The sequence below is a fragment of the Streptomyces aureoversilis genome (assembly GCF_042657885.1).
GTDB lineage: Bacteria > Actinomycetota > Actinomycetes > Streptomycetales > Streptomycetaceae > Streptomyces > Streptomyces aureoversilis.
Genome location: NZ_JBHSKJ010000026.1, coordinates 70,969 through 97,526 on the forward strand (window position 1 = coordinate 70,969; position 26,558 = coordinate 97,526).

The window sequence follows — 26,558 nt, forward strand, 5'->3', positions numbered from 1 at the left end:
GGCGCTACTTCGCCAGGTTGTCCGGGCAGCCCGTGCCGCGCGGCAGCTTGTAGCGCGCCACGATGTGGTACGTGCCCGGCTTCGGCGCGTTCAGCACCGTCCAGCTGTCCTCCGGCCGGTCCTCGCGGGCCTCCTGGACCTCCTTGGACAGGCAGCCGTTGACGTTGACCGGCGGCTCGCCGCGCGGCCCCGCCTTCGGGGGCTTGACGTCCTTGCCGTTCTCGTCGACCAGGCCCAGCCACGGGGAGTGCGGGATGCGGATGAGGACCGGGCCCGGCTTGTCCACACGGATCGTGAGGCCCTCCGCGTCCGTGCGCTCCACGACCGCCGGGGGGTCGGCGAGGGGCGTCGGCGCCTCGACCTCGTACAGCCGCCAGTTGTCGTCGGACCACACCTGGCGCAGGTAGGACTGGCCCTTGGCGACGAGCTTGGCCTCCTCGACGGCCGCGGGGTCCGGCTCGTCGGTGGGCAGCACCACGTAGTGCACGGCCCAGCGGTCGAGCCAGGCGCGGTAGCTGGAGGAGGTGAGCAGGCCGGGCTCGTAGAAGAGCGGGTTGCGCTCGCGGTCGGCCTGCCGGTTCCAGCCGCGGGCGAGGTTCACGTACGGGGTGAGGGCCGAGGACTCGCGGTGGCTGCGGGCGGGCACGACCTCGACCCGGCCCCGCGCCGTGTCGGTCTGCTGCAGCCGGTTCACCAGGGGCGCGAGCTCGCGCGCCCAGGACGCGGCGGGCGTGGTGTGGATGATGTCGCCGATGGCGTTGGCCAGCTGCCACGACGTGCACGTGACCAGGGCCAGGATGAGCGCCGTCCAGCGCAGGCCGCTCTTGAGCAGCTCCGCCGGCCGCGGCACCTTCAGCTCCGGCAGGGCCGCGACCAGCACCGTCCCGCCGAAGATCATGCCGAGCCGGGAGACGTTCGTGCCGATCTGGGAGGGGATGAGCCAGACCAGCAGGACGGCCAGGACGTAGAGCGCCGAGGCCATCCGGACCGTGCGCCACTCCTTGGGGACGAACAGCACCCCGAAGAGGCCGCTCAGCAGCGGCAGGATCGCCGAGGCGAAGGCCATCGGCTGGTGGCCCGAGAACGGGAACAGCCACGCCGACAGACCCACCACCACGGCCGGGGAGACGCCCAGCGCGTACGCCGCCGGGCGGCGCTTGCCCAGCCACAGGGCGGCCGCCACGAAGCCCACGAACAGGCCGGCCACCGGGCTCGACGCCGTCGCCAGCGCGGCCGCCAGCGCGGCCAGCCCCGCCCGGCCCCAGCGGTACTTGCCCTCCGAGCGCCAGCGCATCGGCCACGCGAAGATCACGGCGACGGCCGCCAGGCCGAACATCGTGCCGAGCCCGAAGGTGACCCGTCCGGATATCGCGTTGCAGGTCAGCGCGAAGGTGCCGTACAAGGCCGGCACGAGCGGCCGGCGCACGACCCTGCTGCGCACGAGCAGCAGGGCGATCAGGCCCGCCGAGAGCGTGCCCGCGATCATCATCGTGGTGCGGACGCCGATGCTGGCCATCAGGTACGGCGAGATCACGCTGTACGAGACGGGGTGCATGCCGCCGTACCAGGCGAGGTTGTACGCCGAGTCCGGGTGCTGGCCCACGAACTCGGCCCACGCGTCCTGGGCGGCCAGGTCGCCGCCGCTGTTCGCGAACACGTACACCCAGAGCACGTGCAGCGCCGCCGCCACGCACAGGGTGGTCAGGACGGGGCGGCCGGCCGCCGCGCGGCCCGCGCGCCTCAGCCGCCCGCGCAGGCCCGCGCCGCCGGAAGGCTCCTGGGCCCCTGGGAAGACGGAAACCCGCCCGTCCTGCTCACCCGGCTCGTCGGGCTTGCCGGCCCGTGCCGGGTCCACGGTGGTCACTGCTGTTCTCCCCGTCTTCCCCCGGAGGTCTTCCCCCATCTTCGCGCTGCCCGGGTTCCGCGGGTAGCGGCACGGCGCGCGGCCGTGCTCAAACCCTCGCGACGCTAGCACGCCGCGAGGGCCCGGCAAGGACGGCGACCGCCGCCCCCGCGCACCTCAGCCGAGGCGCGTGAGCTTCGCCCCGAAGCCCGGCTCGGCCAGCGGCGCCTTCAGCGCCACCGGCACCCGGACCTGGCCCGGGCCGCTGCCCACGGTCAGCATGCCGACCTCGGCACCGGACTTCGCCGCGTGCGGCAGCTTGTGGCCGCCGTCGTTGAGCGCCAGGCCGACGGACAGGCCCGCCCAGCCGACCGCCGTGACGTCCTTGGTCGCCACGACCGGGGTGCGGCCGCCGAGGCCGTCGTCCACGGCGCCCACGACGTCGCCCTTCTTCACGACCGTCTTCGCCTCGAGCGCCTTCTTCGCGGACTCGATCGCGTCCTTGGTCGCCGCCACCACCGAGTCGATGATCGGCGTCTTGTGCTGCGCCAGCACCGCTCCGATGATCAGCTGCGTGGTGCCGCCGATCTTCTTCTCCGCGGCGAAGAGCAGGTTGCCGCCGGCCGCGGTGGTCGTGCCGGTCTTGATGCCGGTGCCGTACAGCGGAACGATCGGGTTGAAGTTCTTCTGCTTCTCGCCGTTGCTGTCGATGTACTCCGTCAGCCCCGAGATCTCCTTGAAGACCGGGTCCGCCATGGCCTTCTTGCCCAGCTTGACCAGGTCCTTCGCGGTGCTCTTCGTCGTCGCGTCGAAGCCGCTCGGGTCGGTGAACGTCGTGTTCACCATGCCCAGCTCCTTGGCGGTGTCGTTCATCTTCTTGACGAACGCCTCCTCGGAACCGGCGTCCCAGCGCGCCAGCAGCTTGGCGATGTTGTTCGCCGACGGCAGCATCAGCGCTTCCAGCGCCTCGTACTCCGAGAGCTTCTGGCCCTCGGTCACCCGGACCAGGGACTCGCCCTCGGGCTTGCCCTTCTGGTAGTCGCTCACCGCCTTGGCGTCGACGGTCATCAGCGCGCCCTTCTTGTCACCCTTCTTCATCGGGTGATCGCGAAGGGTGATGTACGCGGTCATCACCTTGGTGACGCTCGCGATCGGGACGGGCTTCTCCTCGCCGGACTCGCCCAGCGCGCCCAGGCCGTCCACCTCGACGTACGCCTGGCCGGTCGCCGGCCACGTCATCTGCGCCTTGTCGCCGTCGAACTTGAACGTCTTCTTCGCCGTGAGCACCAGCGTCGGCTCCGGCAGCGGGCGGAACGCCTGCACCACGCAGAAGATGATCGCCAGCAGCACGACCAGCGGCGTCCAGATCTTCACCCGGCGCAGGATCGTGCGGGTGGGCGTCTCCGGCGGCGGAGGCGTGTTGGTCAGCTGCGCCAGCAGGTCCAGCGGCGCCGCGGGCTGTCCCGCCGCCGGGGGGACCGTGGGGCCGCCGCCGCCCGGCTTCGGGGGGAACGGCTGCTGCTGCGTCCGCTCGGAGGGGGCGGGCGGAGTGACGCTGACCGGAATGGCGGGCTTGCCCGGGGCGGGCGCGGGCGCGGGGACCTTGGCGGCGTCCTTGGCCGGGGCGGCCTTCGCCGGAGCCTTGGCGGCGTCCTTGGCGGGCGTCTTGGCAGGGGCCTTCGCCGGGGTCTTGGCGGGGGTGGCCGGCTTGGCGGCAGCCTCGTCGAGCGACTTCAGCGGCACGAACTGGCTGGTGCGCTCGGAGTCGGAGTCCCCGCCCTGGGCGGCACCGCCCTTCTTGGCGGCACCGCCCTTCTTGGCGGCGCCGTCCTTGGCGGCACCGTCCTTGCGGGCGGGCTCGCCGACGACGGGGGCCTTGAGCAGGGCGGTCGCCTGGTTGTCGGTCCCGCGGTCCTCGCTGTCGGCGGCCGGGGCCTTCGCGGCACCGGCGGCCTCACCGGACGCCCCGTCGGCCTTGGGCCGGACCGTACGGAAGACGGCGGTGGCCTGGTCGGCGGGGGCGGAGTCCTTGGCCTTGCCGGAGGAGGCGCCGTCGCCCTTGGCGGACGGGGCACCGTTCGCGGACCGCTCGGCGGCCGGGGCCTTCGAGACCTCGCCGTCGCCGGCGGGCGCCTCGGCCTTGGGCCGGAGCGTACGGAAGACGGCCGTGGCCTGGTCGGCGGGCGCGGAGTCCTTGCCCTTGGCCTTGTCCTTGTCCTTGGTCTTGTCCGAGGGGGCACCGTTGGCGGAGCGCTCGGCGGCCGGGGCCTCGGAGGAGGAGGCGTCGGCCTTCGGCCGGACCGCACCGAAGACGGCCGTGGCCTGGTCGACGGGCGCGGAGCTCTCGTCCTTGCTCTTGCCCTTGTCCTTGCCGGACGGGGCGCCGTTCACGGACCGGCCCGCGGAGGAGGCGCCCTTGTCGTCGCCCTCGCCGGAGGCGGCGTTCGCGGCCTTCGCGGCCTTGCCGTCACCGTCCCCGTCGTCGCCGGACGAGGCGTCGGCCTTCGGCCGGAGGGTACGGAAGACGGCCGTCGCCCGGTCGACGGGCTCGGGGTCCTTAGCCTTGCCCGACGGGGCGCCGTTCGCGCCGGCCTCGCCGGTCCCGTCCACGGCAGGGGCCTTGGAGGCCTTGGAGGCCTTGGAGGCCTTCTCCGGGCCGTCGGAGGCCTCGGAGCCCTCTTCGGCCTCTTCCTCGTCCGTACCGGCCACCCACGCCGCCACAGCGGCCTTCAGGCGGGCGTCGCCGCCGGCCGCCGCGCGGGCACCGGCCGAGGTCCCGGCCTTCCCCGAGGCCTCCGCCGAGTCCTCCGCAGAGGTCTCGGCCTTTGCATCCGCATCGGCCTCACCGGACGCCGGGGACACTTCTTCACGGCCGCCTTCGGCGGCATCCGCGGCATCCGCGCTCCCGGGCGCGTCAGCTTTCCCGGACGGCTTTCCGGAAGTTTCCCGGAAAACCCCGAGTCGCGGGTCGAGCTCGCCGCCAGCCGTCTCCCCCGACGACTTCCGCTGCTCCGACTTGCCGGGGGACTCGCCCGCCACCGATGCCTCCTCGAATTCCCACGCGATACGCCACCGCGGGGTGCTCCGCACCCCGCAGGCCGAACCTTCTCAAACGCTTACCAGTGTCATGTGTGGCAGCCCCGTCACCGCGCAACCGCACCGCTTGAAGGGATCGACCGGCCTCACCGTCGTGCTAGACGAGACGACATACCTACCGGTTCCCACCCGAAGCCACCACGCACTCTCGACAGACCAATGTGAGAGGGGTCACCCTGTCAGTCATCCACGCGGGGAGGCATGGATGGGCAGGAGCCGCAGAACAATTCCGGAGGAGCTTCTGCTGCTCGCTTTGGACCCGGCCACGGGAACCACGGCGCAGCCGCAGTCGCTCGACCTGGGTCTCGCCGGGGCACAGCTAGTGGAGCTGGCTCTGGCTGGACGGATAGCCCCAGACGGGGATCGTATCGCCGTGGTGATGCCGCGGCCGACAGGAGATCCGACGCTGGACACCGCGCTCGAACTGCTGCGCCGCCGCGGCAGTCCGGTCCGCGCCGTCCACTGGATCGGCGGGCCCCGGCTGGGGCTGCGCCAGACGTATCTCACGCACCTGGAGCGGTGCGGCATGGTGCATGCCGTGGCGGGCCAGATGTGCGGGGTGCTGCCGACGACGCGCTATCAGGCGACGGACACCGCGATCAGCCGGGAGATCAGGGCCCGGCTGGACAGCGCGATCCGCACCGGCGTCCCGCCGGACCCGCGGACCGCGGCGCTCGCCGCCCTGGCCCACGCGGTGGGTCTCGGCAAGCACCTCTACCCGGGCAACGAGGGGCGGTCCTCCCGCTCCCGGCTGCGGGATCTGATCAGGCACGACCCCATGGGCGGGCTCGTGGCGCACGCCGTGATGGACGTGCAGAACGGCGTCGCGGCGCAGCCGCGGCGGGCCCCGGCGGCGGCCGGTTCCGGCGCGGGCGCCCACGGCGCCGGCGGCACGGGGCGGCGCACGTCGGTCCGGGGTACGGCGTCGTCCGGGCAGCAGGTGGCCCAGGGGACCGCCGTGATGGCCCGGGCAGGCGCGTCCTGAGCCGACGCCGCCGAAGCCGCCGGCCGCACCGCTGACCGCCCGGAGAACGGCGCAACACAGCACATCGCACCACCACCGCATCACCGCACCACTGCATCGCCGTACCACCGCACCACCGCACAGCAACACCCACAGCACACCCAGAGCTCGACCGACCGCAGCGCAGTCCCCCGGCCCGGTTCGGGAGCCGCGATATCGCGCGGGGTGGTGGGCCGGCCGCCCGGGACGGCGGTCCGGCCCACCACCCCGCGTGCACATGCACGGGACGATGCACGGTCCGCAGCGGCCGGCCCCGGCAACCCTTCACCGCAGGCGGACTCTGTGTGGCATTTTCCAGCGCCGCCCCGGCATGTGGTGGCAGGCTGCGAGGTCAGGAGACAGCAGCATGACGGAGCCGGAGGTGCGTCCCGTGGCGTCCAGTGTCAATCCCACCGTTAGGCGGCGCCGCTTGGGGCAGGAGCTGCGCAAGCTCCGCGAGCTCAAGGGCATGACCGCCGAAGAGGTCGCCGAGCGGCTGCTCGTCTCGCAGTCGAAGATCAGCCGCCTGGAGAACGGCCGCCGCAGCATCAGCCAGCGCGACGTGCGCGATCTCTGCGGGGTGTACGGGGTCGAGGACCACCGCATTGTCGATTCGCTGATGCAGATGGCCAAGGAGTCGCGCCAGCAGGGCTGGTGGCACGCCTTCGGCGACATTCCCTACAGCGTCTACATCGGCCTGGAGACGGATGCGGCCTCACTGCGCGTGTACGAGGCATCTCTCGTACCGGGTCTGCTGCAGACGCCCAATTACGCGAGCGCCGTGACCGAGGGCTCCTGGCCGGAGGCGACGGGCGCGGATATCGAACGGCGCGTGCAGGTGCGGATGTGGCGGCAGGAACGGATCACCGATCCGGAGAATCCACTGCGGCTTTGGGCGGTCATCGACGAGTCGGCGCTGCGCCGGATCGTGGGCAGCCGCGAGATCATGGCGGAACAGATGCGCCAGCTCGTGCAGTTCAGCATGGAGCCGCACATCACGGTGCAGGTGCTGCCGTACGACGTGGGTGCGCATCCGGGCATGTACGGAAAGTTCTCCATTCTTGAGTTCAACGACCCGCAGGATGCCAGCACGGTCTATCTGGAGGGGATCACCAGTGACCTCTACCTGGAGAAGCCGAACGATGTGCAGACCTACAGCGTGATGTACGAGCATTTGCGAATGCAGGCCCTCAACGCGGATCACTCCCGGCAGTTCATCGACCGGGTCGCGGAGGAGTGGGCGGCAGAACTCTGAGCTCAGCGGCCCGAGCGGATCCGACCGGACCCTGGGCGACTCAGGGCGGCTCAGGGCGGCTCGGAGCGAACTCCGGCAAGTCCGCGGGGCCCCGACCGGCCCCGTCTCCTGGGCGGCCGCCGCACGGTACACCCTCCACCGGTCAACCGGGAAGGGCGTTCCCGAATATGCCATCCGGTCGAGTGAATGGCCCGTTCATCAGGTGATGTTGGCGCGTAACGTCGGTCGCACCTCGGGAAACCGGCGTTCCGACCGGCGTTTCTGATCAAGGCACATACTCACCAAGGCATGGGAGCAATCATGGCCATCCAGCAGGGAAACACCACGTGGCGCAAGTCCTCGTACTCGCTGGCCAACGGCGACTGCGTGGAGGTCGCTTCCCCTCTCCCCCAGTCCATCGCGGTCCGTGACTCCAAGGACCCCCAGGGGCCGATTCTCGGTTTCAAGCCCGCCGCCTGGTCCTCGTTTGTGACGACCGTTTCCCGTCGCGCGTACGACTTCTGATAAGTCCGCCCGATACGACAGCTTCACCACCCCAAGGCAGTTCCGCGCAGAACCCCCTCGACTGGTCCGCCGTCCCGGCCGAGGGGGTTCCGCCGTATCCGGGCACGGTCCCGGAGGCCGCGACCGTGCGGCCGCGACCCCGGGTTGTGCAATCGCAACGGTTGCCGGCCCTCGGCGCGCAACGGTTGCCCGCCTTCGGCCGCCACGGCCGCTAGCCCTGCGGGTAGCGCTCCGTCCAGACCGTCGAGGCGACGTCCGGGCCGTGCAGCTGCGCCCCCTGGGTGAGCTCCAGGGCGAAGTCGTCGGCGAGTTCGGCGATCTCCGCCCGCCCCTCCAGCTCGGCCAGCAGATCCGGCGGCAGCGCGGTCTCGCCGTGCAGCGCGCCGAGCAGGTTGCCGCAGATCGAGCCCGTGGAGTCGGAGTCGCCGCCGTGGTTGACGGCGAGCAGGAGCCCGTGCCGCATGTCCTCGGCGACCAGCGCGCAGTACACGCCCATGGCAAGGGCCTCTTCGGCCACCCAGCCCTGGCCGAGCGCTTCCAGCCGCTCAGCGCTCGGCGCCCCCCGACGCACGGCGTCGAGCGCCTGCCGGAGCGCGGCCGTCGTCTCCTCGTGGCCGCCCCACTGGGCCAGCAGGTCGAGCGCCTGCCGGACCGACGTCTCCAGCGTCCCGCCGCGGACGATGCCGTGCACGATCGCCGCGAAGGCCGCCGCCGCCAGGACGCCCGAGGGGTGGCCGTGGGTCTGCGCGGCGCACTCGGCGGCCAGCCGGAAGACCTCCGCGGCCTCCCGGTCCACCAGCAGACCGAACGGCGCCGAGCGCATCACGGTGCCGCACCCCTTGGACTCCCGGTTCTTGGGCGCGGCGAGGGTGCCCATCCGGTCGTCGTCGAGCCCGGACAGGCAGGCGTTGCCGGGGGCCCGCTGCGAGTGGAGCCACGGCTGGCGGCCCAGCCGGCCCAGGGCGGGGTCGCGCGGGTCCGGCTCCTGGTAGCGCTGGGTGACCCGCCAGCGCAGGTACGCCCGGTGCACCTCCTCGGCCGCGGGCCAGGTGCCGCTGTCGCGCCGGATCTCGGCGCGGATCAGGCCGTCGACGGTGAACAGCGTCATCTGGGTGTCGTCCGTGACGGCGCCGCGTCGCCCGTAGGCCCGGACGTAGTCGCGTACGCCGGCGGGTCCGTGGGCGTCCCTGATCGCGTGCAGCGACTGGAACTCGATACCCGCGCCCAGGGCGTCACCGATCGCCCCGCCGAGCAGGCAGCCGCGGACGCGGGCGCGGAAGTCCTGCTGCTGCGCCCGGCTCCACAGTGCGGTGCTGGTCATGGTGTCCCGCCCCTTCCTGGCCTCAGCCCTGTTGTCAGCCCTTGAGCGGGCGGACCGTCTTCATGATCTCGTCGATCCGGGACTCCGGCAGTGCGCCGGAGACGCCCTGGTCGGCGTACATGATCCAGCTGCTGAAGGTGCCGTCGGGGAGCTTGGTGACGATGCTCTTGACGATGGCCGTGGGCGGTACGCACGGGCTCGGGCGGTTGAGGACCTTGACCTTGGCGGTCGCGGTCCATCCCTCGATGCCGTTCTGCTTCCAGGGCTTGGCCTGGCTGACCTCGATCTTGGGCTTGTTGCCCAGGCCGCCGTACGCGTAGACGCCCCAGTTGCCCGCCCAGTTGCGGGCGTTCTCCTGGATGCTCAGGGAGGCGTCGCCGCCCGCCGTGCCGACGGTGGCGAGCTGGCCCTTGCCGGCCTCGCCGATCGAGTTGGGGTTGGCGGACGAAGAGCAGCCGCCCTCGCTGAAGTTGGCGGTGTCGCGCATCGAGATCTGCGGCTTACCGGACGCGTCCGTGTACGCGATCATCGTGTCCTGGGGGAAGACCTTCCACTTCTCCCCCGTGCCGGGCACGTCGTACTGGAGCTTGTGCTCCTTGCTGGTCTGCGTCTGCCATCCGGCGGGCACGGCCTGCGGGCCGCCGCCCGAGGGGGCCGCGCTGTTGGCGCCGCCTTCGGGGGCGGGCTGCTGCTGGTTCCCGGCGGCCGGGGCGCCGGAGGCCTGCGACGTGCCGCCGGCCTTCTCGTCCTTCTTGTCGTCGCCGCCCTTGAGGAAGAAGAACGCGCCGCCGCCGATGACGGCGAGGGCCACGACGCTGCCGACGACGGCGAGCAGGGTCTTGTTGCCGCCGCCACCGCCACTGCCTCCGCCCGGCGGGGCGGGTGCGGGGGCCGGTGCGGGGGCGGGGGCCGTCCAGCCGCCCGGCGGCGGGGGCGGAGGCGGCACGGATCCGGCCGCGCCGGGGCCCGGGGGCTGGACGGCGGGCTGGGCGAAGACGGTCGGCTGCGCGTGGGCGCCGCCGCCCTGCGCCGGGGCGGGCGGCGTCACCGCGGGCTGCGCGAAGGCGGTGGGCGCCGCGTGGACCCCGCCGGGCGGCGGGGCGACGGCCGGCTGGTCGACGGCAGTGGCCTCCGGCCCACCCCACGCCCCGCCCTGCGGTGCACCCTGCGGTACGCCCTGCGGAGGCTGCGACGGATGCGGCTGCGGTGGCTGGTGGGGCTGCTGAGGATTCTGAGGCCAAGACATGCGGGCCACCCTAGACGCCCGTCGATTGCCATCCGGTCGAGGCATCGCGACAAGACGGCAACATCTGGCACGCGCCGATGACCGAACGGCACCCGCCCGCAACGTCAACAGCACCACCACCCCGGCCCGCCCCCGAACCGCCCGACGCTAGTCGTCCAGCACCGGCAGCAACTCCGGCAGATGCCCGTCCGAAGCCGTCGCGACAGCAACCCGCTCAGCCGGCACCTCCCCGTACAACGTCGTGCGCGGCCGCGCCCTCCGCCCCGCCGCCTCCGCGATGGCGACCAGGTCGCGGATCGAGCGGTACGAGCCGTACGAGGAGCCCGCCATGCGGGAGATGGTCTCCTCCATCAGCGTCCCGCCCAGATCGTTCGCCCCGGAGCGGAGCATCTCCGCCGCCCCCTCGGCGCCGAGCTTCACCCAGCTGGTCTGGATGTTGGTGATGTGGGGGTGGAGCAGCAGCCGGGCCATGGCCGTGACCGCCCGGTTGTCCCGCATGGTCGGGCCGGGGCGGGAGATGCCCGCCAGGTACACGGGGGCGTTGGTGTGGATGAACGGCAGCGTGACGAATTCGGTGAAGCCGCCCGTCTCCTGCTGGATCTCGACGAGCCGGCGGAAGTGCCCGAGCCAGTGCCGGGGCTGGTCGACGTGCCCGTACATCATCGTGGACGAGGACCGGATCCCGACCTCGTGGGCGGTGCGCACGACGTCGATCCACGTGGCGGCGGGCAGCTTGCCCTTGGTGAGGACCCAGCGGACCTCGTCGTCGAGGATCTCGGCGGCCGTGCCGGGGATGGTGTCGAGCCCGGCCTCCTTCGCCGCGGTCAGCCACTCCCGTACGGACATGCCGGTACGGGTCGCGCCGTTGACGACCTCCATCGGCGAGAAGGCGTGCACGTGCATGCCCGGCACGCGCTCCTTGACCGCCCGCGCGATGTCGAAGTAGGCCGTGCCCGGCAGGTCGGGGTGGATGCCGCCCTGCATGCAGACCTCGACGGCGCCGACGTCCCACGCCTGCGCAGCGCGGTCGGCGACCTGGTCCAGGGAGAGGGTGTACGCGTCGGCGTCGGTGCGCCGCTGGGCGAAGGCGCAGAAGCGGCAGCCGGTGTAGCAGACGTTGGTGAAGTTGATGTTCCGCGTGACGATGTAGGTGACGTCGTCGCCGACCACGTCCCGGCGCAGGTCGTCGGCGATGCGGCACAGGGCGTCGAGCGCGGGCCCGTCGGCGTGCAGCAGGGCGAGGGCCTGGGGGTCGGTCAGCCGGGTGGGGTCGTCGGCGGCCTGCCGCAGCGCTTCGCGCACGTCGGCGTCGATCCGTTCGGGCGCCATGCCGGGCGCGGCGGCCTCCCGCAGCGCCTCCCAGTCCCCGTACACCTCGTCGAAGTCGTCGCGCCGGTCGGCGGTGCGGCCTTCGGTGTCGATCGCGCGGTGCAGCTCGGTGCGGCCGGAGGGGACGAAGACGTCTTCGGGCTCCTGCCAGGGCAGGCCCTTGACGTCGGCGTGCTCGTTCGCCAGCCCGGTCTCCGGGTCGGCCAGGGCGCGGACGTGGGGCAGCACGCGCGGGTCCAGCCAGGGCTCGCCGCGCCGGACGAACCCGGGGTAGACGGCGAGTCGTTCCTGCAGCCGGAAGCCGGCGGCGGCGGAGCGCTCGGCGAGCTCGTCGATCTGCGGCCAGGGGCGCTCGGGGTTGACGTGGTCCGGGGTGACCGGCGAGACGCCGCCCCAGTCGTCGATGCCGGCGCCGATGAGCCGCTCGTACTCGCCCGCCACGAGGTTGGGCGGCGCCTGCAGGCAGGCGGAGGGGCCCATGATGTGCCGGGCCACGGCGATGGTGGCGACCAGGTCGTCCAGTTCGGCGTCGGGCATGCCGCGCATCGCCGTGTCCGGCTTGGCGCGGAAGTTCTGCATGATCAGTTCCTGGATGCCGTGGTACGCACGGGAGACGCGGCGCAGCGCGAACAGCGACTCGGCGCGCTCCTCGGGCGTCTCGCCGATCCCGATCAGCAGGCCGCTGGTGAACGGCACGGAGCTGCGCCCGGCGTCCTCCAGGACGCGCAGCCGGACGGCGGGTTCTTTGTCCGGGGAGCCGTAGTGCGGGCCGCCCGGCTCGCTCCACAGCCGCTCGGCCGTGGTCTCCAGCATCATGCCCATCGAGGCGGAGACCGGCTTCAGCCGCTGGAAGTCCGTCCACGTCATGGCGCCCGGGTTGAGGTGCGGGAGCAGGCCGGTCTCCTCCAGGATGCGGATGGAGATGGCGCGGACGTAGGCGATGGTGTCGTCGTAGCCCGCCGCCTCCAGCCACTCGCGGGCCTCGGGCCAGCGGTCCTCGGGGCGGTCGCCCAGGGTGATGAGCGCTTCCTTGCAGCCGAGTTCGGCGCCGCGGCGGGCGATGGCCAGGACCTCGTCGGGGGACATGAACATCCCGTGGCCCGCGCGGCGCAGCTTGCCGGGGACGGTGGCGAAGGTGCAGTAGTGGCACTTGTCCCGGCAGAGGCGGGTGAGGGGGATGAAGACGCTCTTCGAGTAGGTGATGACGCCGGGGCGCCCGGCGGCCTCCAGCCCCGCGTCCCGCACCCGGGCGGCGGACGCGCACAGGTCCTCCAGGTCCGCGCCGCGGGCCTGGAGGAGCACGGCGGCCTCGGTGGCGTCCAGGGCCACACCGTCCCGGGCGCGCTTGAGGGCGCGCCGCATGGCGTTGGCGGTCGGTGCGGGTCCCTGCGGGGGCGGCGGGGTGGAAGTCATTGTCCGAGCATACGAGCGCGGTGCGGCCCGCCCGGAAGAGGTCCGTCCGTCATTCGTGTGCCTCTCGTCACCCCAGGTCACGCCAGCCGGAGGCGCCCTCCGGCGGTCCGGCGCGCCGGCCGGCCGGCCCTCCTCACAGGAGTCCGGCCCGCCGCCCTCAACGGAATTCGGCCCGCCCCCTCACAGGCATTCGACCAGCCCGCCTCACAGGAATGCGGCGTGCGCCTCACAAGAATTCGGCATGTGCGTCCAGCGCCCGCAGGATCTCCGCCTCGCCCGCCGACGGAAGCCCCACCACGACCTCGGTGAGCCCCAGATCGGCGAAGTACGCGAGCTTCCCGGCCGACGGGTGCACCGCGTACGGGATGACCTGCGGCTCGCCCGGCCGCCCGGCCTCCTGCCAGGCCCTGTGCAGCTGAGGGATCGTCTCCTTGAGCCCGCTGCCGCCGACGGGCAGCCAGCCGTCCGCGTACTCCGCGATGTGCGCGAACAGCTTCGGCCCGGCGGCGCCCCCGATCAGGGTGCGCGGCCCCACCAGCGGCGGCACGTCCGGGCCGCGCCGGCGCGGCGTCCGCAGCGGCTTGGGGTGCGCGAAGCTGGCGCTGACCGCACCGAACTCGCCGCGGTAGCCGGTCGGTTCCCCAGCCCACAGCGCCCGCATCAGGGCCATCCGGTCGCGCACCAGGTCGCGGCGGCTCTTCCAGTCGACGCCGTGGTCGGCCGCCTCCTCCACGTTCCAGCCGAACCCGATGCCCAGCGTCAGGCGGCCGCCGCTGAGGAAGTCGAGCGTCGCGATCTGCTTGGCGAGCGCGATCGGATCCTGCTGGGCCACCAGCAGGACGCCCGTGCCGAGCTCGATCCGCTCGGTGACCGCCGCGGCCTGGGCGAGCACCGCCAGCGGGTCCAGGGCCCGGCCGTACTCCGGCGGCAGCGGGTCGCCCATGGGCGCCGGCGTCTCCCGGCTGACCGGAATGTGCGTGTGCTGCGGCACGTACAGCCCGTCGAAGCCCCGCTGCTCCAGCTCGCTCGCGAGCCGGACCGGGCTGATCGTCTCGTCGGTGAGGAAGACCGTGGTTGCGATCCGCACGGGGCGGCACCTCCTTCGCGTCCTTCGTGGTCCTGCGTGCTTGGTGTTCTGCGTGCTTGGTGTTCTGCGTGCTTCGTGTTCTGCGGTGTCCTGCGCGTCCTGCGGGGAATGGGGCTCACCGTAAGCCCAAACGGGCCCCATAGGCCCCCGGCGGGGCGGTGCCGCCATACGAATGTCGCAATCGTGGGGCTTCCTGTACCCCTGCGCGCCACCGGGGCGTACAACAGTGCCCCCAGTCCCCCGAAGAGCCAGAGCCCCTTCCACGGGAGGAGAGCGATGAAGCGGATGGAGCGACCGGACCGGCGCACGGTGCTCACGGCCGTCACGGGCGCGGCGGCGGTGCTTACCCTCGATACCGTGACGTTCGCGAGCACAGGGGACGGCCCCGAGGGCCGGACCGCGACCCGGAAGGTCACCGGACACCTTCCGCCCGGAGCGCCCGACTACGTCTACCTGCCCGTGGACGTGCCGCCCGGCGTGCGCGAAATCGCCGTCTCGTACGCGTACGACAGACCGTCCGTGCCCGCCGGCACCCAGGGCAACGCGTGCGACATCGGCATCTTCGACGAGCGCGGCACGGAGCTGGGCGGTGCGGGCTTCCGCGGCTGGTCGGGGGGCGCCCGCACGGAGTTCGCGATCGGCGCCGAGCGGGCCACGCCCGGCTACCTGGCCGGCCCCGTGCGGCCCGGCACCTGGCACGTCGTCCTCGGCCCGTACACGGTCGCGCCGCAGGGCCTGGCGTACGAGGTGACGGTGACGCTGCGGTACGGGACGCCGCCGCCCGGGGCGACCCCGCGCCCGGTGTATCCGCCACAGCGGGCCCGGGGCCGCGGCCGCGCCTGGTACCGGGGCGACAACCACCTGCACAGCGTCCACTCCGACGGCAAGCGCACCCCCGCCGAGATCGCCGCCGCGGCGCGGGCGGCCGGCCTGGACTGGATCACGACCACCGAGCACAACACGACGTCGTCGCACGGGGCGTGGGAGGGCCTGTGGGGCCCCCACCCCGACGGCGAACTCCTCATCCTGACCGGAGAGGAGGTCACCACCCGCAACGGCCACGTGGTCGCCCTCGGCACGGACCCCGGCGTCTTCATCGACTGGCGCTACCGCGCCCGCGACGCCGCCTTCGGCCGCTTCGCCCGCACCATCCACCGCGCGGGCGGCCTGGTCGTCCCCGCCCACCCGTACGCGACCTGCGTCGGCTGCAACTGGAAGTTCGGCTACGAGGACGCGGACGCGGTGGAGGTGTGGAACGGCCCGTACACGCCGGACGACGAGATGGCGATCGCGGCGTGGGACGCGTCCCTCGTCGCGGCAGTACGCGAGGGCCGTCGCCGCTGGCTCCCGGCCATGGGCAACAGCGACGCCCACCGCGAGCCCCAGGTGGTGGGCATGCCGCAGACGGTCGTCCACGCGGACGGCCTGTCCCGCGAGGCCCTCCTGGCCGGCCTCCGCGCGGGCCGCAGCTGGATCGCGGAGTCGTCGGCGGTGAACCTGTCCTTCACGGCGACGGGCGGCCGCGGCCGCCACGCCGGCATCGGCGAACGCCTCCCGGTCGACCGGGACACCCCGGTGACGATCCGCCTGAAGGTCTCGGGGGCACCGGAGGGCTCCACGGCGTCCTTCATCACGGACCAGGGGCGCCTGTACGAGACGCCGCTGCCTGCGGCGGGAACGGGGTCGGGAACGGCCACGGTCGAGTGGCACACGACGCCCTCGCACGCGGCGTACGTACGGGCCGAGGTGCGGCGGGCGGCGGCGGGGGGCTCGGGGATGCCGGGGGCGATGGTGGCGCTGACGAATCCGGTGTTCCTGGGAGAGCCAACCTAGATCGAACGCGAGTCGCACAAGAAAGTCCCGATCAACCTTCCGTGCTATCAGGTGACTTGGTGGGATTCGCGGTTATAGAGTCCCTCTCAGCGCTTCGAGAGCGCCCCCCTTCAAGAGGTCCCGACATCGGGGCTCTCGCCCAGGGTGTCCCGGTCCGGGCTCCCTCCGGCGCGGTCACCGGATTCTGGCCGCATCCCGATGAAGGGGGGCGCCAGTGGGGCGCCACCGTAAGAAGCCTCTGCACGAGCGAATCGCGGCCGTGGTTCGCGAGCTGTGGAGGTGGTGCACCAAAAGGTGACCGCTGGACGGTGACCGGCAGTCCTCACACAGACTGAGGGCTGACGGTCAAACCACCGTCCCTACGGTTGGCCCTCGCCCGGGTACCGGCCCGTGGCGGGGGCCTCTTTGTGTCGATCCCTAAGCTACCCAGGGATCGCGTCGCACGCGAGCCCTTCCGCGAGTGGGCGAGCGGCGAGTTCCTCATACGCCGCCGTGAAACGAGTGTCAGCCTGAGCGAGCGTTCACCCCTAGGGGCGGTTTATGGGTAGTGCTCATGTCCCGGTGCAAGCCATCTCCCCACTGAATGCGTGCAGGGAGAGGGGACCGTCTTGCCTGATCGTCTGCCCAGAGTTCTGACCCTCGTCGCCTTCCTGGTGGGCGTGGGGGTGATCACCGGCGCCGCGATGGTGCCGACGGCGCCGTTCGACACCATGGCGACGTCCATCAGAATCGCCAAGAACGTCGACCGGACGTCGGCGCACCCCGGGGACACGGTCACCTACACCGTGACGGTGACCAACACCGGCACGACGGCGATCGACGGCGCGGCGATCTCCGACGACCTGTCGGACGTGGTGGACGACGCGACGTTCAACTCCGCCTCCGCCGACCGGGGCACGACCTCGTACTCGTCCCCCACCCTCCAGTGGCAGGGCGACCTGCCCTCCGGCGCCAAGGCGACGATCAGCTACTCGGTGCGGGTGGCCGACCCGCCGACGGGCGACGACCACCTGGACAACCGGATCACCTCCACGACCGCGGGCAACAACTGCCCGTCGGGCAACACGGACGCGGCCTGCGCGGCCAGCACGCCGGTCTCATCGACGTAGGCAGGTACAGCCCGGCGCGGGGATGAGCGCGGGCGGGCCGCCGGTATGAGGAACGGGCACGGGGACAAGTGCGGGCCCCGGCCCCGTTCCGGCGCCCGCCGGGGTCGGACCCGGCCGCCGGGGCGGTACGGGCCGACGCCACCATGCGCGCAGGCGTCTCCAGGCCCCCTTCACCGCAGCCCCTCCTGAAGCCGGAGGAGATCCCTGGCCACCAGCCCCAGCCCCCTGGCGAAGGTGATCGCCGAGGCGTAGCCGTCTCCGGGCCCGAGCCCGAGGCGGTGGCGGGCCTCCGCGGCCGTGGCCAGGACCTCCACACGGACGGGATCGTCCACGGGCCTGCCCTGCACGGCGCCCTCGACGGCGGGCACGACGGCTTCGATGCAGGCGCGGAGCCGGTCGGCCAGTTCGGCCACGCGACTGGGGGCGGGGAGCCAGCGGTCCATGGCGATGGCGTCGCGGATCACGGAGTCGAGGACGGTTCCCCCGGCGGGCGGGAGTGCGTAGGTGAGTCCTCCACCGGTGTGGGCGGTGCGGGGGAATGGAGGCATGGTCCGGCTCCTTTGCGAGCGTGTGGGGGCTGGCCGAACTACGGTCCCGCAGCGGCGTGTTCACTCACAAGCGTCCTCAAGGTTCTTAGAAGAATTGGCATATGCCTAAGCCTGGGCATGGCTTGCACAGCAGTGGACAGGGGGTGGAAGACTGCCAACAGACCTGCCCTCGCGGACAACTGGGGCTTGTCGTGAACCAGCATGCGCGCGCCCTCGGGGTACAGAGGCGCAGCACGGGGTACAGCACCGGGAGGGCTCAAAGTGGCAGCACGACGCGGTCCGACGTTCCGTCGGAGGGAGCTGGGCAAGGAGCTCCGCCGCCTCCGAGAGAGGAAGGGGTACAGCGCAAAGGATGCCGCCGAGGCCATCGAGAGCTCACACACCAAGATCCATAGGGTCGAGTCCGGACACAATCAGCTCCCACGCGTCCGCGATCTGGAAGACCTGCTCGATCTGTACGGCGTCAACGACCGCGGCGACCGTGAGCACCTGCTGGCACTTCACCGGGACTCGCTCAGCGCCGACTGGTACAGGCCGTATCAGAACTTCATGCCTTCAGGTGCCCTGCTATACGTGGGACTGGAGTCCGATGCCGTCACCATGCGCGCTTGGAATTCGCATCTGGTCTTCGGACTCCTGCAGACCGAGAACTACACCCGGGCGCTGTTCATGACAGCGAAGCTGGTTGACGAGAGGACAACCGAGTTCGTCGAGAAGAACGTCGCCCTCCGCATGGAGCGCAAAGAGATCGTGCACGGCGACAATCCGATTGAGCTGCGCGTGATCCTCGATGAGGCGGCGCTCCGGCGCATGGTCGGCGGCCCCGACATCATGCGTGAGCAGTACGAGGAGATCGAGCGGGTAGCCGCACTCGACCACGTGACCGTTCAGATCCTCCCGCAAGACCTTGCAACGTACCGGTCCGGAGCGAACTTCGTGCTCCTCGACTTCGACGCCGAGCTCGATCCCGTGGTCATGGAGGACGGCCCCCAAGTCATGACGGTATCCGACAAGCCACGCGAGGTCTGGGCCTACACCCGGAGGTTCGACGCGATGCGTGAGGGCGCCCTGGCACCGGTGACGACACCCGAGTTCCTCCACAGACTGGCGAAAGAAATCGATGACGAGTAACAGCTACCTCAACGCTCTCGACATAGCCCGCGAATCATCCTGGTTCAAGTCTTCGCACAGCGGTGACAACACCGGCGCCGGCTGCATATCGGTCGCGGCGCTAGCCACCCACATCGCCGTCCGCGACTCCAAACAACACAACGGCCCCGCCTTCATAACCCCGGCCGTGGCCTGGACCGCGTTCATCCATCAGGTGCGGTCCGGGCGCTGGCCGGCGTAGGGCCAAAGCGAGGGGCTCACCCGCGACCGGCCAGGTGCTGCTCGAACGTGACCTTGCCGACCGCTCGGTCCGGGGCGAGGATGCCGCCCGCGCGCAGGGCACGGGCGATCTTGCCGGGGAGTCGGAGCGGCACGACGCGTCGCCGCAGGCCCGTCGCGCGGAGCGTGGCGGCCGCCAAGTCGTGGGCGTCCCGGACCTCGGGGCCCGCCATGTCGGGCACGCGGCCGGCCGGGGCGCCCTGGACGAGCTCCACCAAGCGGTCGGCGACCTCGGTCACTTCGACGGGCTGGACCCGTACGCCGCTCAGTGTCAGCACCACCGGTAGCCGGCGCTGCACCGTGGTCATGGTCGCCACCAGGTCGTGGAACTGCGTGGTCCGCAGGATGGTCCACGGCAGTCCCGACTCCCGGACGATCCGCTCCGCCTCCCGCTTCGAGCGGTAGTACGGGAGCGGCACCTTGTCGATGCCGACGATCGAGATGTAGACGAGGTGCAGGTCCTGGTTCCCGGACCGCCGCGCGGCCTCGACCAGTCGCCGGGTCGTCGCCACGTCGTTGCGGGCGTTGGTGGCGCAGTGCACCACTGCCCGTACGTCCGCCAGGGCGGCGTCGAGGCCCGTGCCCTTGGCGAGGTCGCAGACCGCCCACTCGTACGGGCGGTCGTCGCCCGCCCGCCGCGGCCGGCGGCTCATCACCCGCACGGGCAGGCCGTCGGCGAGCAGCCGCGCGACGACGGCACGGCCGAGGGTGCCGGTGCCTCCGGTCACCAGGATCGGCTTGTTCATGGTTGGAGTACCTCCCGTGCCCGATGGTGCTGTCACGGATAAGGACACGGCGGAGGCCCCGGATGTGACATGCCCTCGCAAGGCGTGTCCCAACTCGGGTCAAAACAGGCTGGCAGCAGGGGAGGGGCGGAGGCCAGGTGGGGATGGCGGCTCGATGGGGACGGAAATCCACCGGCCCCGCCCGTAGCCCGGCGGATAAGTGACCCGGGATAGCCGCCGACCATCCCAGCAGCCCCAACAACGCCCCCTTGCTTCACAAGGCCCCGGCCTGCGCCAGAGCAGCGGCGGATTAGGTGGCCTCCGATCGCAGCCGAGTGCCTCAGCTACCCCCATCAGGCGACCTGGTGGAGGTAGCTGCCTTCCCAGGCCCGGAAAACAACCAGCCCGGCCACCACCCGGCGGATAAGTGGCCCGAGATGGCAGCCGACTGCCTCAGCCGCCGCCGGAGCGTCCGGTCTCCTTACGCACCGCATCCACGAAGGCAGGAGTACGGCGGCCGACAACCCACCACCCGACCCCCGGCCCCACCCCGCCGACCCGGCTACTTCATCAGGACGCTCACATCGATCCGCTCCAGCCGCTCCGGGTCCGTCAGGATGTCCAGCGCAGTGACCCTGCCGCCCTGGATCGTGAAGGCCATGACCGACATCGGGCGGCCGTCCGCCGTTACGGCGACCACGCCGGGCGTGCCGTTGATCAGGGCCGGGAGGGCCGCCTCGGCGAAGCGGGCGAACGTGATCGCCTGGGAGGCGACGTCGGGCGCGCCGCGGCGCAGGGCGCTCGGGAGCAGCGTGCCGCCGTCCGAGCGGGCCACGATGTCCGGGTCGAGGACGGCGACGAGGGCGTCGAAGTCGCCGCCGCGCGCGGCGGCGAGGAAGGCGTCGACGACGCGGCGCCGGGCGGCCAGGTCGGTGTCGGGCGCCGGGGCCTGCCCCTGGACGCGGCGGCGGGCGCGGCTGGCGAGCTGCCGGGTGGCGGCGGGGGTGCGGTCGATGATGCCGGCGATGTCGTCGAAGGGCACGTGGAACATGTCGTGCAGGACGAAGGCGAGCCGTTCCGCGGGGGCGAGGGTCTGCAGGACGACCATGAGGGCGATGCCGACCGAGTCGGCCAGGAGGATCTCCTGCTCCGGGTCGATGCGGTCCGCCCCGCTGATGACCGGGTCGGGGAGGCGGACGACCTGCCCGTCCTGGTCGTGGAGCGGCTCCTCGTGCCGCGTGGCGCGCGAGCGCAGCATGTCCAGGCACACCCGCCCGGTGACGGTGGTCAGCCAGCCGCCCAGGTTCCCGACCTCGCTGACGTCGGACCGGCTCAGCTTGAACCACGTCTCCTGCACGGCGTCATCGGCCTCGGCGAGCGAGCCGAGCATCCGGTAGGCAACCGCCCTCAGGTGCGGCCGGTGCTCCTCGAACCGCCGCGCAAGAAGATCTTTTTCGCTCACCTGTCACATCCCCCTGTTCCGAACCGTCAGTGAAGTGACGGACGACAACCGCGGCCGGGGAGGACGCCCCGGCCACCATGACACAACAGAGGATTTGATCATGACCGCTCGGATGAAGAACCCCGCGACCGACTTCTTCAACCGCCTCAACACCACCGTCGAGGAGCCGGCCGGGACGACCTGGTAGGCCTCGCGCTACGCGACGACGGAGGCGCTCTCCATCACCGCCTCCACGTCAACCGTGACGTCGACCATGTCACTGACGACCACACCACCCCGGTCGACCACGTCGTTCCAGCTCACCCCGAAATCCTGGCGGTTGATCCTGGTGGTGGCGGTGAAGCCGGCCCTGCGCCTGGGGCCGGCGTCGCGGCCGTCCTCCCACCAGGGGGTGTCCCACTGCCCCAGGTACGTGACGTCGAACGTCACGGGCCGGGTCACGCCCCGGATGGTGAGTTCTCCGGAGACCTCGAATTCGGTCGCGCTCGCCTGATGGACGCCCGTCCCGGTGAAGGTCCATTCCGGGTGGTTCTCGCAGTCGAAGAAGTCCGCGCTGCGGAGGTGGGCGTCGCGCTGTTCCTGGCCCGTGTACACCCCGGTCGCGTCGATCACCGCTTCCACGCGGGCGTTCTCCGGGTCGTCGGGATCGACCTCCAGCGAACCGCGTACGTTCTTCAACTGCCCGCGCACGTAGGTGACCATCATGTGCCTGGCGCGGAATTCGGCGCCGGTGTGGCCGGGCTCGAAGAACCATCTGGTGCTGCTCATGGCACCTCCCGGGAAGAGCCCCCCACCCCCGAACGGTCCGCTCCGCCCCTTCCGCCAGGATAGGGCGCCATGGAATTCTCCGCGCCTGCGTGCGTCCTGGGCAGCACCGGCCTCTGCGCGCCCCACACCGACCGGGGCCACGACCCCGACGCCTTCGTCGAGATCGGCTCCCTGACGAAGACGCTGACCGGAACGCTGCTGATGCGGCTCGCGGCCCAGGGCGTGGTCTCCCTGGACGATCCCGTGGAGCGGTGGCTGAAGACGCCCGCGGGTACGGGCATCACGTTGCGGCACCTGCAGGAGCACACGTCCGGGCTGCCCCGCCTGCCCCCTCCGCTGCCCGGCGCGACCCGCTGGGACCCGTACCGCCCCTTCACCGACCAGGCGCTGCGCGAACTCCTCGCGGCCGGCCTGGACACCCTCGTCGTCTCTCCTCCCGGGGAGAAGGAGGAGTACTCCAATCTCGGTTACGCCGTGCTCGGCGCCGCGTTGTCGGCAGCGGCGGGCGGCCCGTACGCCGACCTGCTGGCCGCGCACGTGCTGGATCCGCTCGGCATACGCAGCGAGGTCACGCACCGGCCGCCGCCCGGCCGGAGCCTGGTTCCGACCGGCCTCTTCGGCCGCCGGCTGCGGCCGTGGACGATGACCGGCGCGATACTCCCCGCGGGCGGCATGTGGGCGACCCCGCGTGCGGCGGCCCGCTTCCTCACCGGCCTGGTGGTCGAACGCGTGCTGGGCGAACCGGCCCCGGCCTGGCGGCGGGCGGGTGAACTCGTCTGGCACAACGGCGCCACCCGCAACTCCTCCGTCTTCGCCGGCGCCTTCCCGGACGGCCGCTGGATCCTCGTCCACCGCCTCGGCGGCGCCGCGGACACGACGGACCGCATGGGCATCGATCACCTGCGGGGCACGAGGTGCGGCGGCCGCGGCTGAGCCCCCGGACCGTACAGGTCCGGTGCCCCTACTCCTCCACCACCAGCGCCGGCGTCGACCGCGTCAGCACCTCGCCGCGGAAGAACGCCGGGCTGCGCCGCCGCATCAGCTCCATGAGGACCGCGCCGACCAGCAGCAGCCCCACGCCGATCACGAAGACCGAGCCCACGCCGAGGACGGAGCTCCCGCTGCCGTACGACGGGTCCCGCATGTCGTACAGCGTCTTGCAGAAGACGGCGGCGAGGAGCAGGCCGCCCAGGACGGGGAAGACGCCCTTGAAGAGCGCGTCGCGCACCGAGCGGCCCAGGTCCCCGCGGAAGTACCAGGCGCAGGCGAACGCCGTGATCGAGTAGTAGAAGCAGATCATCAGGCCCAGCGCGTAGATCGTGTCGATGAGGACGTTCTCGCTGAGGAAGCTCATGGCGGCGTAGAAGACGCCGGTGGCGACGCCCGCCGCGACCGTCGCGCGGCCCGGTGACCTGAAGCGCGGGTGGATGCGGGCGAAGGACGGGGGCAGGGCCTCGTAGGCGCTCATGGCCAGGACGGTGCGGGCGACGGGCAGGAACGTCGTCTGGAGGCTGGCGGCCGCCGACGCCAGGACCGCGACGAACAGCAGCACGCCCAGCGCCGTGCCCATGACCGGGTCGGCGAGCGCGGCGAAGACGTTGCCGGCGGTGCCGGGGTTGCCGAGGCCGGTGCCCTCCTCGCCGACGCCCGCGAACATCTGGGCGGCGACGGCGGTGACCAGGTACGAGCCGACGAGGACGGCCATGGCGAGGAGCGCGGCGCGGCCGGGGGTCTTCGCGCTGCCCTCCGTCTCCTCGTTGACGGTCAGGCACGCGTCCCAGCCCCAGAACATGAAGATCGACAGGGAGAGCCCGGCGGTGAAGGCCGCGAAGGACCGGACGGCGAAGGGGTCGAGCCAGGTCCAGGAGAAGTCGATGGATGCGGGCAGGTCGCCGGAGCGGGCCTTGACCAGGGCCATGACCGCGAAGACGGCCAGGACGGCGAGTTGCAGGGCGACCAGGGCGTACTGCACGCCCTTCGTCGCGGTCATGCCGCGGTAGCTGATCGCCGTCGCCACGGCGATGAAGGCGAGGCACGTGGCGACGTGCACGGGGCGGTTGCCGTCGAGGGCGGCCACCGCATCGCTGCCGGTGACCTCGCCCAGCAGGAGGTAGAAGAACGACGTGGCCACGCCCGCCAGGTTCGACAGCACGATGATCGTGGCGATCACCAGGCCCCAGCCGCACATCCAGCCGACGCGCGGCCCGAACGCCTGCACCGTCCACGTGAAGGACGTGCCGCAGTCGGGCACGGCCTTGTTCAGCTCGCGGTAGGCGAAGGCGACCAGCAGCATCGGCAGGAACCCGGCCAGGAAGACGGCGGGCATCTGCACCCCGACCTGGCCGACGGTCGGGCCGAGGGTGGAGGTCAGGCAGTAGACGGGGGCGACGGTGGAGATCCCGATGACGGCGCTGCCGAGCAGGCCCACGGAGTTGCCGCCGAGGCCTTTGCCCTTGCCGGGCCGCGGCCCCGCATCGGTGACGCTCGATACCGTGTCTCCGGCCCCGGGCCGCGGGTGTACCTGAACCATGGGCAGGACGGTAGGGCGTGCTGTTTCCGCATCCGGAGCCTCGACATCCAGAAACCGGACCTTGAACATCCGGCGTTTACGCATCAGTTGACCTGGCAAACGAAGGGCTCTTGCGCGTTACGGCCGGTAACACTAAGGCCGCATGGGTCATTCCCCTCGGTGCGGGAACCGCACCCCCACCCCTTTTGTCCCGTTTCAAAAATTTCCCGTTCGGGCTTTCCCCGTCCCCGCCGGCCCTGCCGTCCCCACCGTCTCCGTGTCCCGCCCCGACCGCAGCACCGTCCCCGGCAGCGCCCCCGTCACCACGTCGTGCCGCACCGTCTCCACCCCGTTGACCCGTACGCTCACCACGCCCACCGCCCTCGAGTCCAGCCGCGGCCCGTCGCCCGGCAGGTCGTGGACGAGCGCGGCGGGCCCGGCGTCGATGCGGCCGGGGTCGAAGAGGACCAGGTCGGCCGCGTACCCCTCGGCGATCCGGCCGCGCCCGCGCAGGCCGAACAGGCGCGCCGGCTCGTCCGTCAGCATCTGTACGGCCCGCTCGAGCGGCACCAGCTTGCGGCCGCGCAGGCAGTCGCCGAGGAAGCGCGTGGTGTACGGCGCTCCGCACATCCGGTCCAGGTGCGCGCCCGCGTCCGAGCCGCCCAGGAGCACGTCCGGGTGCTCCCAGGTGTCCCGGCGCAGCTCCCAGCTGGCGGGGTCGTTGTCGGAGGGCATCGGCCACAGGACCGTGCGCAGCTCGTCGGCCGCGCAGATCTCCACCAGGCACGCGAACGGGTCGAGGCCTCGCTCGGCGGCGATGTCGCGCACGACGCGCCCGGTCAGGCCGTCGTTCTCCTTCGCGTACGTATCGCCGATCACGTACCGCCCGAAGTCGGCCAGCCTGCGGAAGACGCCGGCCTCGGGGCTGCGGGCGCGGCGCAGCATGTCGGCCTGGACGGCCGTGTCGCGCAGGGCCGTGATGCGGTGGGGCACGGGCAGGGCCAGGACCTCGCCCCAGCCGGGGATGAGGTTGAGCGCGCAGAAGGTGCCCAGGGACATGTTCATGGGCGTGAGGATCGGCATGGTGAGCGCGACGATCCGGCCGCCTGCGGCGCGGGCCCGTGCGCTCGCGCCGAGCTGGCGGGGCACGCGGCCGGGGACGGCGGCGTCGATGGTGAGGACGTTCCAGTTGAGGGGGCGGCCGGCGGCGGCCGTCATCTCCGTCAGCAGGTCGATCTCGGCGTCCTCGAACCGGTCGAGGCAGCCGGAGACGATGGCCTCGATCTGGGTGCCCTCGTGCCGGCCGACCGCGGCCGACAGTGCGAGCAGCTCGGCGGGCAGCGCGTGCCGTGAGGCGACGGGCCGGCCGTCGCCGTCGGAGTGGGTGGACGACTGCGTGGTGGACAGGCCCCAGGCGCCCGCGTCCATCGCCTCGTGCAGCAGGGCGGTCATGCGCCGCAGCTGCGCGGCGTCGGGCTGCCCGCCCACGGCGTCGGGGCCCATGACGTACCGGCGCAGGGCGCAGTGCCCGGCCATGAAGCCGGCGTTGACGGCGATCCGCCCGTCCAGGGCGTCCAGGTACTCCCCGAAGGACGACCAGTCCCAGGGCGCCCCCTGCTCCAGGGCGCTCAGCGACATGCCCTCGACCTTGCTCATCATGCGCCGCGTGTAGTCGGCGTCGGCGGGCCGCGCGGGGTTGAGGGGCGCGAGGCTGAAACCGCAGTTGCCGCCGACGACGGTGGTGACGCCGTGGCCGAGGGAGGGTGTGGCGTAGGGGTCCCAGAAGAGCTGGGCGTCGTAGTGGGTGTGCGGGTCGACGAAGCCGGGGGCGAGGACCAGGCCGGTGGCGTCCTCTTCGGTACGGGCCCGCTCCCCCAGCCTGCCGCCCGCCTTCACCCGGGCCGGGGACCGTCCGATCAGGGCGATGCGCCCGTCCCGGATGCCGATGTCGGCGACGTAGGAGGGGGCTCCGGTGCCGTCGACGACGGTGGCGCGCCTGATCAGGTGGTCGAGCATGGCCGGTGTCACCTTCTCCAGAAGAAGTTTCCGTAACACAGGTGTGCGCGAAAGAGGTGCGCGCGAACGGCCGGAGGCCGGGGCGGCGGATCCGGGAAGACG

Annotated in this window: 20 protein-coding genes; 8 read left to right on the plus strand and 12 right to left on the minus strand. The window is 72.0% G+C overall.

Annotated features, from left to right (window positions below; all coding sequences use genetic code 11):
* Positions 1 to 4: 4 nt before the first annotated feature.
* Together ACFPP6_RS32650 and ACFPP6_RS32655 are read right to left on the minus strand one after the other, a co-directional pair.
* The gene (locus ACFPP6_RS32650; protein WP_382049989.1) at positions 5 to 1,864 is read right to left on the minus strand and encodes an MFS transporter; all 1,860 of its coding nucleotides are present in this window, start codon (positions 1,862 to 1,864) and stop codon (positions 5 to 7) included.
* Between the two features lie 156 nt (positions 1,865 to 2,020).
* Positions 2,021 to 4,705, minus strand: a complete 2,685-nt coding sequence (locus tag ACFPP6_RS32655) for a D-alanyl-D-alanine carboxypeptidase (RefSeq protein WP_382049991.1) — start codon at positions 4,703 to 4,705, stop codon at positions 2,021 to 2,023.
* 439 nt (positions 4,706 to 5,144) lie between these two features.
* Between ACFPP6_RS32655 and ACFPP6_RS32660 the strand changes: the two genes are divergently transcribed.
* The 3 genes from ACFPP6_RS32660 to ACFPP6_RS32670 all read left to right on the plus strand — a co-directional run bounded on the left by ACFPP6_RS32660 (position 5,145) and on the right by ACFPP6_RS32670 (position 7,701).
* Positions 5,145 to 5,924: a GOLPH3/VPS74 family protein gene (locus ACFPP6_RS32660; RefSeq protein ID WP_382049993.1), complete on the plus strand. Its 780-nt coding sequence runs from the start codon at positions 5,145 to 5,147 to the stop codon at positions 5,922 to 5,924.
* 409 nt (positions 5,925 to 6,333) lie between these two features.
* Positions 6,334 to 7,197: a helix-turn-helix domain-containing protein gene (locus ACFPP6_RS32665; protein WP_382050041.1), complete on the plus strand. Its 864-nt coding sequence runs from the start codon at positions 6,334 to 6,336 to the stop codon at positions 7,195 to 7,197.
* 300 nt (positions 7,198 to 7,497) lie between these two features.
* Positions 7,498 to 7,701: a DUF397 domain-containing protein gene (locus ACFPP6_RS32670; protein WP_168092701.1), complete on the plus strand. Its 204-nt coding sequence runs from the start codon at positions 7,498 to 7,500 to the stop codon at positions 7,699 to 7,701.
* Between the two features lie 211 nt (positions 7,702 to 7,912).
* On the opposite strand, the gene ACFPP6_RS32675 is transcribed toward ACFPP6_RS32670, so the two are convergent.
* From ACFPP6_RS32675 to ACFPP6_RS32690, 4 genes are all read right to left on the minus strand, one after another.
* A complete protein-coding gene (locus ACFPP6_RS32675) occupies positions 7,913 to 9,022 on the minus strand; it encodes an ADP-ribosylglycohydrolase family protein (protein ID WP_382049995.1) in 1,110 nt (369 codons plus the stop codon).
* Between the two features lie 34 nt (positions 9,023 to 9,056).
* Positions 9,057 to 10,268, minus strand: coding sequence for a DUF8017 domain-containing protein (locus ACFPP6_RS32680; RefSeq protein WP_382049997.1), 1,212 nt, complete (start codon positions 10,266 to 10,268; stop codon positions 9,057 to 9,059).
* A 147-nt stretch (positions 10,269 to 10,415) separates the two neighbouring features.
* Complete coding sequence (locus ACFPP6_RS32685) at positions 10,416 to 13,010, minus strand: bifunctional FO biosynthesis protein CofGH (RefSeq protein ID WP_382049999.1); 2,595 nt, start codon at positions 13,008 to 13,010, stop codon at positions 10,416 to 10,418.
* A gap of 226 nt (positions 13,011 to 13,236) precedes the next feature.
* Positions 13,237 to 14,097: a TIGR03619 family F420-dependent LLM class oxidoreductase gene (locus tag ACFPP6_RS32690; protein WP_382050001.1), complete on the minus strand. Its 861-nt coding sequence runs from the start codon at positions 14,095 to 14,097 to the stop codon at positions 13,237 to 13,239.
* A gap of 285 nt (positions 14,098 to 14,382) precedes the next feature.
* Here ACFPP6_RS32690 and ACFPP6_RS32695 point away from each other — a divergent pair, with 285 nt between their 5' ends.
* Positions 14,383 to 15,930, plus strand: coding sequence for a CehA/McbA family metallohydrolase (locus ACFPP6_RS32695; protein WP_382050043.1), 1,548 nt, complete (start codon positions 14,383 to 14,385; stop codon positions 15,928 to 15,930).
* Positions 15,931 to 16,538: 608 nt separating this feature from the next.
* On the plus strand, positions 16,539 to 17,039 hold the full coding sequence (locus ACFPP6_RS32700; protein ID WP_382050003.1) for a DUF7927 domain-containing protein: 501 nt from the start codon (positions 16,539 to 16,541) through the stop codon (positions 17,037 to 17,039).
* 170 nt (positions 17,040 to 17,209) lie between these two features.
* Here ACFPP6_RS32700 and ACFPP6_RS32705 read toward each other — a convergent pair whose 3' ends face one another.
* A complete protein-coding gene (locus ACFPP6_RS32705) occupies positions 17,210 to 17,587 on the minus strand; it encodes a DUF6415 family natural product biosynthesis protein (RefSeq protein WP_168092707.1) in 378 nt (125 codons plus the stop codon).
* 261 nt (positions 17,588 to 17,848) lie between these two features.
* Between ACFPP6_RS32705 and ACFPP6_RS32710 the strand changes: the two genes are divergently transcribed.
* Complete coding sequence (locus ACFPP6_RS32710; RefSeq protein ID WP_382050005.1) at positions 17,849 to 18,718, plus strand: helix-turn-helix domain-containing protein; 870 nt, start codon at positions 17,849 to 17,851, stop codon at positions 18,716 to 18,718.
* On the plus strand, positions 18,708 to 18,938 hold the full coding sequence (locus ACFPP6_RS32715) for a DUF397 domain-containing protein (RefSeq protein WP_382050007.1): 231 nt from the start codon (positions 18,708 to 18,710) through the stop codon (positions 18,936 to 18,938). The genes ACFPP6_RS32710 and ACFPP6_RS32715 overlap by 11 nt, the downstream gene beginning before the upstream one ends.
* 16 nt (positions 18,939 to 18,954) lie before the next feature.
* On the opposite strand, the gene ACFPP6_RS32720 is transcribed toward ACFPP6_RS32715, so the two are convergent.
* The 3 genes from ACFPP6_RS32720 to ACFPP6_RS32730 all read right to left on the minus strand — a co-directional run bounded on the left by ACFPP6_RS32720 (position 18,955) and on the right by ACFPP6_RS32730 (position 21,931).
* On the minus strand, positions 18,955 to 19,722 hold the full coding sequence (locus tag ACFPP6_RS32720) for an SDR family oxidoreductase (protein WP_382050009.1): 768 nt from the start codon (positions 19,720 to 19,722) through the stop codon (positions 18,955 to 18,957).
* A gap of 541 nt (positions 19,723 to 20,263) precedes the next feature.
* A complete protein-coding gene (locus ACFPP6_RS32725) occupies positions 20,264 to 21,163 on the minus strand; it encodes a sigma-70 family RNA polymerase sigma factor (protein WP_382050011.1) in 900 nt (299 codons plus the stop codon).
* Positions 21,164 to 21,358: 195 nt separating this feature from the next.
* Positions 21,359 to 21,931 (minus strand): YceI family protein, encoded by a 573-nt coding sequence (locus ACFPP6_RS32730; protein WP_382050013.1) that lies wholly within the window; start codon positions 21,929 to 21,931, stop codon positions 21,359 to 21,361.
* A gap of 69 nt (positions 21,932 to 22,000) precedes the next feature.
* Here ACFPP6_RS32730 and ACFPP6_RS32735 point away from each other — a divergent pair, with 69 nt between their 5' ends.
* Positions 22,001 to 22,864, plus strand: a complete 864-nt coding sequence (locus ACFPP6_RS32735; RefSeq protein ID WP_382050015.1) for a serine hydrolase domain-containing protein — start codon at positions 22,001 to 22,003, stop codon at positions 22,862 to 22,864.
* A 28-nt stretch (positions 22,865 to 22,892) separates the two neighbouring features.
* On the opposite strand, the gene ACFPP6_RS32740 is transcribed toward ACFPP6_RS32735, so the two are convergent.
* Together ACFPP6_RS32740 and ACFPP6_RS32745 are read right to left on the minus strand one after the other, a co-directional pair.
* On the minus strand, positions 22,893 to 24,461 hold the full coding sequence (locus ACFPP6_RS32740) for an APC family permease (RefSeq protein ID WP_382050017.1): 1,569 nt from the start codon (positions 24,459 to 24,461) through the stop codon (positions 22,893 to 22,895).
* A 195-nt stretch (positions 24,462 to 24,656) separates the two neighbouring features.
* Complete coding sequence (locus ACFPP6_RS32745) at positions 24,657 to 26,456, minus strand: N-acyl-D-amino-acid deacylase family protein (RefSeq protein ID WP_382050019.1); 1,800 nt, start codon at positions 26,454 to 26,456, stop codon at positions 24,657 to 24,659.
* Positions 26,457 to 26,558: the final 102 nt, after the last annotated feature.